The sequence below is a fragment of the Sphingopyxis granuli NBRC 100800 genome (genome assembly GCF_001591045.1).
GTDB classification, from domain to species: Bacteria; Pseudomonadota; Alphaproteobacteria; order Sphingomonadales; family Sphingomonadaceae; genus Sphingopyxis; species Sphingopyxis granuli.
On record NZ_BCUA01000067.1, the window covers coordinates 1 to 9,169 of the forward strand.

Genomic DNA, 9,169 nt, shown 5'->3' on the forward strand with positions numbered 1-9,169 from the left:
CCGCCGTCCGCGGGCGGGCGCGGCTTCGGCCGGCCCGGCGGCGGCGCGCGCGGACCGGGCGGCATGTTCGGGGGGCGGCCGCAGGGCGGCCGCTGGAACATCTCGCTCTATCACACCGTCAAGCTCACCGACAAAGTGCTGATCGGGCCCGGCGTGCCCGAACTCGACCTGCTCGGCGGTTCGGCGACCGGCAACGGCGGCGGCAGCAACCGGCACCTGCTCGAACTCGACGGCGGCGTCTTCTACAAGGGCTTCGGCGCGCGGGTCAGCGCCAAATACGACAGCGGCAGCACCATCGTCGGCGGTGCGAACGGTAACCTCGATTTCCACGATCTGGCGACCTTCAACCTGCGCGTCTTCGCCGATTTCAACCAGATGCCGAAGCTGACCGGGAGTCTGCCTTTCCTCAAGAATTCGCGCGTGCGGTTGTCGGTCGACAATCTGTTCGACGCGCAGCGGCGGATCACCGATGGAAGCGGAGTGGTGCCGCTGAACTATCAGCCGGGCTACATCGACCCGCTCGGCCGCTATATCGAGCTGCAATGGCGCAAGGCATTCTAGGGGCCTGTCCCTAGGTGTTCCTAGGCCGCGAGGCCGGGCGCGGCGAGCGCGCTGGGCTCCGGGTCTCGCGGAATGAAGGTCAAGGCTTTCAGGAACTGCGCCGTGCAGCTCGTCCAGCCATAGCGTGCGCCGAGGGCGGCGGCGTCCTCGCGGCGGCAGGTCAGCGCGCGCGAGATGGCGGCATTCAGGTCTTCGTCGAGGGCACCCGCACCGTCGCGGACGATGTCGCCCGGCCCCGGCACCGGATAGGCCGCGACGGGGGTTCCGCAGGCCAGCGCTTCGATGACGACGAGACCGAACGTGTCCGTCCGGCTGGGGAAGACGAAGACGTCCGCGCCGGCATAGGCCGACGCCAGCGCTTCGCCGCCGAGCTTGCCGGGAAACACCGCGTCGGGGTGGCGCATCCGCAGGTCGGCGAGCGCCGGGCCGTCGCCGACGACGACCCTGGTCCCCGGCTGCGTGGTGGCGAGGAACGCCGCGATGTTCTTTTCGATCGCAACGCGGCCGACGTAAAGCTGAATCGGACGCGCAAGGCCGGCGAAGAGGGGGTGGGGCGCACGATCGGGGCGGAATAGGCGCGGGTCGACGCCACGTTCCCACAGCATCGTCCGGTCGAGGCCGTGCGCGACCAGTTCGCGCTGCAACGAGCGCGTCGCGACCATGATGTGCCGGGCGGGGTGGTGGAACCAGCGGATGAAGCGCCAGACACGGCCGGGCGACACGGGCAGGCGCGCCGCGACATACTCCGGAAAGCGCGTGTGATAGGCGGTGGTGAAGGGAAAATCATGGTCGAGGCACCAGCGCCGGGCCGCGAGCCCGAGCGGGCCTTCGGTCGAGATATGGATCGCCTGGGGGGCGAAGGCGCGGATACGCCGCCCGACCGCGCGCTTGCCCGCAAGGGCGAGGCGGATTTCGCCATAGGTGGGGCAGGGAATCGAGCGGAACAGGTCGGGCGAGATCACCTCGACCACATGCCCCTGCGCGCGCAATTCGGCGATCGTCGCCTGGAGCGTGCGGACGACGCCATTAACCTGCGGTTCCCAGGCGTCGGTGACGATGGCGATCCTCATGCGGCGCGTGCCGATGCGGGCTGTTCGAGCGGCGTCGGGGCTGAGCGCGCCGCGACCTCCTCGGCCCAGCGCAATATCTCCATGCGGCCGTCGGCATGTTCGACCAGCGCGGTGCAGCCTTCGACCCAGTCGCCGTCGTTATAGTAGTCGACGCCGTCGATCGCCCGCATCTCCGCGCTGTGGATATGGCCGCAGACGACGCCGTCGACACCGCGTGAACGGGCGGCGTGGGCGACGACTTCCTCGTAGCGGCCGATGAACTGGACGGCGTTCTTGACCTTGTGCTTGGCGACGAGCGACAGCGACCAATAGGGCAGGCCCATGCGGCTGCGGATGGCGTTGACCACCACGTTCGCCTTCATCAGCGCGGTGTAGGCGGCATCGCCGACGAAGGCGAGCCAGCGGTGCGCGAGCATCACCGCGTCGAACTCGTCGCCGTGGACGACCAACAGGCGGCGCCCGTCGGCGGTCTCGTGCACCGCCTCGCGCCGGATTTCGACCCCGCCGAAATCGAAGCCGTCGAAGGGCTTGACCATCTCGTCATGGTTGCCCGGGACATAGACGACGCGCGTGCCGCGCTTGGCGCGCTTGAGCACGCGCCAGACGACGTCGTTATGCTCGGGCGGCCAGAAATGGCGTTTCTTGAGCCGCCAGCCGTCGATGATGTCGCCGACGAGGTAGAGTGTCTCGCAATCGACATGGTCGAAGAAGTCGATCAGCAGCGCCGCATTGCACCCGCGGGTGCCAAGGTGGATGTCGCTGATCCACACGGTGCGGTAGCTGCGCCGTTCGCCGACGACGCATTCGGGCACGTGCGGTTCGGCGGCGAAGGGATCGGCGAAACGCGCCGGGATGGGCAGGGTCGAGATAGAAGCCATGTCGCACTCCGTAAGCAGCCTTGGCTGCCCACGGCCTAGACACGGCTTTTGTTACACCCTGCGAATCGAAGCGAAGACCGTTCGGTGACGGTCTGGCGACGGTCCGGTGACAAGCGCTCACGCGCGCCGGATCACCATGTTCCGGATTTCGGTCATATCTTCCATCGCGAATCTGATGCCTTCGCGGCCCAGCCCCGAATCCTTCACCCCGCCATAGGGCATGTTGTCGACGCGATAGCTCGACACGTCGTTGACGACGATGCCGCCGACATCGAGGTCGTCCCACGCCGCCAGCACCTTGTGCAGGTCGCGCGTGAACAGGCCCGCCTGAAGGCCGAACTTGCTGTCGTTGACCTCTGCCAGCGCGTCGTCCCAGTCGGTGAATTTCGACAGGATAGCGAGCGGGCCGAACGCCTCCTCGCGATAGGCATCGGCCTTGCGATCGACATTCTCCAGCAGGGTCGCCTCCAGCATCGCACCATCGCGCCGGCCGCCGGTCAGCAACGTCGCGCCGCCCGCGACCGCATCCTGAATCCAGCCATCGAGCCGCGCCGCTTCCTTTTCGGAGATCATCGGGCCGATGAAGGTGTCGCGGTCCTTGGGGTTGCCGGAGACGAGCGTCTTCGTCTTTTCGACCAGCATATCGCGGAAGCGGTCGTAGACGTCGGCGTGGATCAATATCCGCTGCACCCCGATGCACGACTGGCCCGACTGGTAGAAGGCACCGAAGATGATCCGCGCGAGCGCATGGTCGAGGTCGGCGTCCTTGTCGACGATCACCGCGGCGTTGCCGCCGAGTTCGAGGATGACCTTCTTTTTCCCCGCCTTCGCCTTCAGGTCCCAGCCGACGCCGGGCGAACCGGTGAAAGACAGCAGCTTCAGCCGGTCGTCGCTGGTGAACAGGTCGGCGCCGTTGCGGCTCGCGGGCAGGATGCTGAACGCGCCTTCGGGAAGGATGTCGCATTCGGCGAGCACCTCGCCGATGATGATCGCGCCGAGCGGGGTCATCGACGCGGGCTTCATCACGAAGGGACAGCCGACCGCGATCGCCGGCGCGATCTTGTGCGCGGCGAGGTTGAGCGGGAAGTTGAACGGCGAGATGAAGCTGCACGGGCCGATCGGCACGCGCTTCCACATCCCCATATAGCCCTTCGAGCGCGGCGAGATGTCGAGCGGCTGGATCTCGCCGTAATTGCGCACCGCTTCCTCGGCGGCGATGCGGAAGGTGTCGATCAGGCGGCCGACCTCGCCCTCGGCATCGGCGATCGGCTTGCCCGCCTCGACGCACAGCGCATAGGCGAGTTCGTCGAAGCGCTCGCGGAAACGCGCCACGCAGTGATTGAGGACGTCCTGCTTTTCGAAACTCGCGAGCTTCGCCATCGGCGCGGTGGCGCGCACCGCGCCGGCAATCGCCTCATCGATCACGTCGGGGGTCGCGAGCGCGGTGCGGAAGGCGACCTCGCCGGTGAACTTGTCGGTGACGGCGAGGTCGGTGTTCGGCTGCGCCGCCTTGTTATTGAGGTAGAGGGGGTAGACGTCCTTGAGTTTCACAATCATTCTCCAACACTCTCAACCTTACCCAACGCCGTCATCCCCGCGAAAGCGGGGATCCAGGGGCGGCCAAAGGCGATCCTACAACTCCTTCGACAGCCGCTTGATGTCGATGTTCAAAATCTGGTCGTTCTCCGAATAGTCGACGGGGCAGTCGATCAGGTGGACGCCCGGCGTATCGCGCGTGTGGGCCAGAAGCTGCTTCAGATGCGCCGCGCTTTCGACGCGATAGCCGTTCGCGCCATAGCTTTCGGCATATTGGACGAAATCGGGATTGTTGTAGGTGAGACCGAAGTCGGCGAACCCCATGTTCGCCTGTTTCCAGCGAATCATGCCATAGGCGCTGTCGTTGAGGATCAGCACGGTCAGGTTGAGGCCCAGCCGTACCGCGGTCTCCATCTCCTGGCTGTTCATCATGAAGCCGCCGTCGCCGCAGATCGCCATCACCTTGCGTTCGGGATAGAGCATCGCCGACATCATCGCGCTCGGCAGCCCCGCGCCCATCGATGCGAGTGCGTTGTCGAGCAGCACCGTGTTGGGGCGATAGGCGGTATAGCCGCGCGCGAACCATATCTTGTAGACGCCGTTGTCGAGGCAGATGATGCCGTCGTCGGGCATCGCGTCGCGTACCTGCTGCACCAGATGCGGCGGAAAGATCGGGAAGCGCGCATCTGCGGCGAGCGACCGCGTATGCTCCAGATCGGCCTTCCGATAGGCGAGCATGTGGTCGAAGTTCCAGCCGCCGTTGGGGACGATGTCCTCCTTGATCTGCCAGATGGCGTTGGCGATGTCGCCGATCACCTCGATATCGGGGAAATAGACCGGATCGACCTCTGCGGTCCTGGTCGAGACGTGGATGACGCGCGGTCCGCCCTGCTGCATGAAGAAGGGCGGTTTTTCGATGACGTCGTGACCGATGTTGACGATGCAGTCCGACGCCTCGACCGCGCGGTGAACGAAGTCGCCCGCCGACAGCGCCGCGCAGCCCAGGAAACGCGGGTGCCGCTCGTCGATCACCCCCTTGCCGAGCTGCGTGGTCAGGAAGGGGATTCCGGTCTTTTCGACGAATTGCAGCAGCATGCGGCCGGTCATCGTGCGGTTGGCGCCTGCGCCGATCACCAGCACCGGCGCCCGCGCCGCCTCGAGCGCCTTCACAGCCTCGCGCACAGATTTGACGTCGGCGATGGGGCGGCGGACATGGCTGCGCTTCAGCGGTACCGACGCGGTGTCCTCTTCGGCGATATCCTCCGGAAACTCGATATGGGCGGCGCCGGGCTTTTCCTCCTCGGCCAGCCGGAAGGCCTCGCGCACCCGGCTCGGGATATTGTCGGCGCTGGCGAGCTGATGGGTGAATTTGGTGATCGGCTTCATCATCCCGACGACGTCGAGGATCTGGAAGCGGCCCTGCTTCGATTTCTTGATCGGCTTCTGCCCCGTCACCATCAGCATCGGCATGCCGCCCAGTTGCGCATAGGCGGCGGCGGTGACGAAATTGGTCGCGCCGGGGCCGAGCGTCGCCATGCAGACGCCGGTCCGGCCGGTGTGGCGGCCATAGGTCGCCGCCATGAATCCCGCGCCCTGTTCGTGACGGGTCAGGATCAGCCTGATCTGCTTCGATCGCGACAGGCTGTCGAGCATGTCGAGATTCTCCTCGCCCGGAACGCCGAAGATATATTCGACGCCCTCTTCCTCGAGGCATGCGATGAACAGGTCGGATGCTTTGGTCATGGTCGGTCGCCCCCTTTTCGGGCCCGCATCCCGATCGTGCGGCCCCAAGCCTGCGCCGGCGACCTCGGCGCGGATCATGGCCCAGCGGCCCCGTCCTGCGATCGCGAGTCCCTGCTGTGCCGAAGGGGATGTGTAACGAGAGGGGGAAGGGTTGTCACGCGGGGCGCGAGGCAAAGCATCTAGGACAGCGGTTCTGTGTTCCCATCAAGGTTAGGCAATCATCCCCTTCGGCAGGTTACCGTTCCCCGGCGAAAGCCGGGGTCCGGATGGCGTGGCGCTGCCCCGCGCGGCCCCGGGCTTTCGCCGGGGAACGGACCCTTCCGTGTCCGATGGATATGTACGCCTTGAGGTTATACTGGTCTCATAGATTTTTCATTTCCCCGCCTTGCCCTGTCCACGACTATCCGGTGGATGGCGCGATGGTGAAATCGCGTTTGCAAGGCAGTGAGGGGGAGCAGATGATCGATCGGGTTCGCAGGGCATGGGGCGTGCCGATCCGGATGGTTGTCACGGGCGGCGCCGGCTTCGCGCTGGCCTGGGCCGCCGTCCCGTCCGCTTCGGCTTCGGAGGCTGCCGCGTTCGAGGTCGGCAAGTCCTACGGCCACTATATCGAATATCTGCCGGGCAACGCGCCGGTGATCCTCGTCGCTCCGCACGGCGGCACGCTGTTGCCGGAGGATATTCCCGACCGGACGAAGGAGCGCTGCGGCGGCGCGCGCACCGTGGTCGGGCCCGACCGGAACACCGCCGAACTGGTGCAGGCGATGCGCCAGTCCTTTCATGACCGGTTCGGCACCTATCCGCACGTGATCATCAATCGGCTGGCGCGGCAGAAGCTCGATGCCAACCGGTCGGCGGCGGAAGCCGCCTGCGGCAATGCCGACGCCGAGCAGGCGTACAAGGAATGGCACGCCTTCATCGATATCGCGAAGAAGGAGGTCCTGCGGACGAGCGAGCGCGGATGGTTCATGGACATCCACGGGCACGGGCACAAGGTGCAGCGGCTCGAACTCGGCTATCTGCTCACCGGGGGGCTGCTCGACCGCTCGGACGAGGCGATCGACGGCGACGCCGGCGCCCTCGAAAGGACGAGCATCCGCAGCCTTGCCAAAGGTGGGGAGACGTCGCTCTCGGCCCTGCTTCGCGGGCCGACGAGCCTCGGCACGCTATTTGCGGACGCGGGCTTTCCCGCGGTCCCGAGCGCGAGCGATCCCGGCCCCGGGGGCCAGTCCTATTTCAACGGCGGCCCCAATACCCGCCGCCACGCCTGCGGTTCGGGGAGCGATTCGCCCGAAGGCCGCATCTGCGGGCTGCAGATCGAGGCGCCTTTCAGGGGCGTTCGCGATACGGCGGAAAGCCGAAAGCGATTCGGCGACGCGGCCGCGAAAGTCCTCGAGCAATTCTTCGCCGCGCACTGGGATGTCGGGCTGGCCGGGAAGGCCAAGGCGGCGGGCGCGCACGACTGATATGGGGCGACCGCCCCCCTCATCGAAGGGAAGGGCGGTGCTCAGTCGATGTCGAACAGCCCCGCCAGTTGCTCGACCATCGTGCCGCCGAGCTGTTCGGCGTCCATGATCGTCACCGCGCGGCTGTAATAGCGCGTCACGTCGTGGCCGATGCCGATCGCGCAGAGTTCGACCGGCGAGCGGTTCTCGATCCATTCGATCACCTGCCGCAGATGCTGATCGAGATAGGCGCCGTGGTTGACCGACAGCGTGCTGTCGTCGACCGGCGCGCCGTCGCTGATCACCATCAGGATGCGGCGTTCCTCGGGCCGGGCGACGATGCGGCTGTGCGCCCACATCAGCGCCTCGCCGTCGATATTCTCCTTGAGCAGCCCCTCGCGCATCATCAGGCCCAGCGATTTGCGGGCGCGGCGATAGGGCTCGTCGGCGGGCTTGTAGATGATGTGCCGCAGGTCGTTGAGGCGGCCGGGGTGCGGCGGACGGCCCGCAGCGAGCCAGTCCTCGCGGCTCTGCCCGCCCTTCCACGTCCGCGTGGTGAAGCCGAGGATCTCGGTCTTGACGCCGCAGCGTTCGAGCGTGCGCGCGAGGATGTCGGCGCTGATCGCCGCGATGCTGATCGGCCGTCCGCGCATCGAGCCGCTGTTGTCGATCAGCAGCGTGACGACGGTGTCGCGGAAATCGGTGTCGCGCTCGATCTTGTAGGACAAGGAATGGCCGGGCGAGACGATGACGCGGGCGAGGCGGGCGGCGTCGAGCTGGCCTTCCTCCTGGTCGAAATCCCACGCGCGGTTCTGCTGCGCCATCAGGCGGCGCTGGAGCCGGTTGGCGAGCTTGGTCACCGCGCCCTGCAGATGCGTCATCTGCTGGTCGAGATAGGCGCGCAGCCGCGTCAGTTCGTCGGCGTCGCACAGTTCGGTCGCCGCGATGATCTCGTCATGCTTTTCGGTGAAGCGGATATAGTTGAAGTCGGGAACGTCGGTCGGCAGGCGGTTGGGGCGGACGGGCAGCATGCCCTCGTCGCCCTCGCCGCCCATTTCGGGATCGCCGTCGCCCTCCATCTCCTGCGCGTCGGGGTCGCTGTCGCCGTCGTCGGCCTGATCGCCGTCCATCTCGGCGCGCGCGTCGACCTGGCTTTCGCCGCTGCCGCCCTCTTCGCTGTCCTGCTGGTCCGGGCTTTCGTCGGCCTCGGCCTCCGCCTCTTCCTGATCGCCGCCGTCCTCGCTGCCGTCCTCCAGCGGATCGTCGCCGTGGATGAGGTCGAGGTTGCGGAGCGCCACTCGCGCGGTCTCGGCAAAGGCGGCCTGGTCGTCGAGCAGCATCGACAGCGCGGTCAGGTCGGCGCCGGCATCCTTCGCGATCCATTCGCGCACCAGCGACAGCCCGGTCTCGGTCCCGTGCGGGGCTTGCTCGCCGGTCAGCACCTCGCGCAGCATCAGTTCGAGCGCGCTCGACACCGGCACGTCGTCGCGGTTCTGCGCGCGGCTGATCGGGTCGGAGCGCATCCGCATCGCGAGGCTGGCCGACAGGTTGGCGCGCATCCCCGCCATGGAGCGCGCGCCGAGCGCCTCGACCCGCGCGCGTTCCATCGCGTCGAAGGCGGCGGCGGCGATCGGCTCGGCCGGACGCGCCGCGGCGTGCGTCCGCTCGTTGTGATGCTTCATCCGCAGCGCATAGGCATCGGCGAAACCGCGCGCCTCCGCGACCTGATCGCGCGGCAGCGTGCGCGACGGGGTCGGGACCTTGATCGCCTTGCCGACCTGCGCCGGCGCGTCGGCGGTGAAGCCGACCTCGACCTCCGGATCGCGCGTCACGGCGCGGGCGACGCTCGACAGCGCGGTCTTGAAATCGTCGAGGGGAGAGGATTGGCTCATGGTGCTTTGGGATCGGGGATTCGGTTGCAGATGCTGTCGTCGCC

Annotated in this window: 6 protein-coding genes and 1 pseudogene; 2 read left to right on the plus strand and 5 right to left on the minus strand. The window is 67.0% G+C overall.

Translation table 11 applies throughout. From position 1 onward, the window contains the following. Positions 1-561 (plus strand): annotated as a pseudogene (locus tag SGR02S_RS20295) (TonB-dependent receptor); the annotation flags it as partial. 20 nt (positions 562-581) lie between these two features. On the opposite strand, the gene SGR02S_RS14395 reads toward SGR02S_RS20295, so the two are convergent. The 4 genes from SGR02S_RS14395 to SGR02S_RS14410 all read right to left on the minus strand — a co-directional run bounded on the left by SGR02S_RS14395 (position 582) and on the right by SGR02S_RS14410 (position 5,788). Beyond that, on the minus strand, positions 582-1,631 hold the full coding sequence (locus SGR02S_RS14395) for a glycosyltransferase family 4 protein (RefSeq protein WP_067111227.1): 1,050 nt from the start codon (positions 1,629-1,631) through the stop codon (positions 582-584). After that, complete coding sequence (locus SGR02S_RS14400) at positions 1,628-2,509, minus strand: UDP-2,3-diacylglucosamine diphosphatase (protein WP_067111231.1); 882 nt, start codon at positions 2,507-2,509, stop codon at positions 1,628-1,630. Before SGR02S_RS14400 ends, SGR02S_RS14395 begins: the two co-directional genes overlap by 4 nt. A gap of 117 nt (positions 2,510-2,626) precedes the next feature. Beyond that, complete coding sequence (locus SGR02S_RS14405; RefSeq protein WP_067111234.1) at positions 2,627-4,066, minus strand: aldehyde dehydrogenase family protein; 1,440 nt, start codon at positions 4,064-4,066, stop codon at positions 2,627-2,629. A 75-nt stretch (positions 4,067-4,141) separates the two neighbouring features. Continuing rightward, positions 4,142-5,788 carry an acetolactate synthase large subunit gene (locus SGR02S_RS14410; protein WP_067111237.1) on the minus strand — a complete coding sequence of 549 codons (1,647 nt, stop codon included), beginning with the start codon at positions 5,786-5,788 and terminating at the stop codon, positions 4,142-4,144. 458 nt (positions 5,789-6,246) lie between these two features. Here SGR02S_RS14410 and SGR02S_RS14415 point away from each other — a divergent pair, with 458 nt between their 5' ends. After that, positions 6,247-7,254, plus strand: a complete 1,008-nt coding sequence (locus SGR02S_RS14415) for a hypothetical protein (protein WP_067111240.1) — start codon at positions 6,247-6,249, stop codon at positions 7,252-7,254. Between the two features lie 41 nt (positions 7,255-7,295). Here the strand turns inward: SGR02S_RS14415 and cobT are convergent, their stop codons facing one another. Then, complete coding sequence (cobT, locus tag SGR02S_RS14420; protein ID WP_067111243.1) at positions 7,296-9,125, minus strand: cobaltochelatase subunit CobT; 1,830 nt, start codon at positions 9,123-9,125, stop codon at positions 7,296-7,298. Positions 9,126-9,169 lie beyond the last annotated feature (44 nt).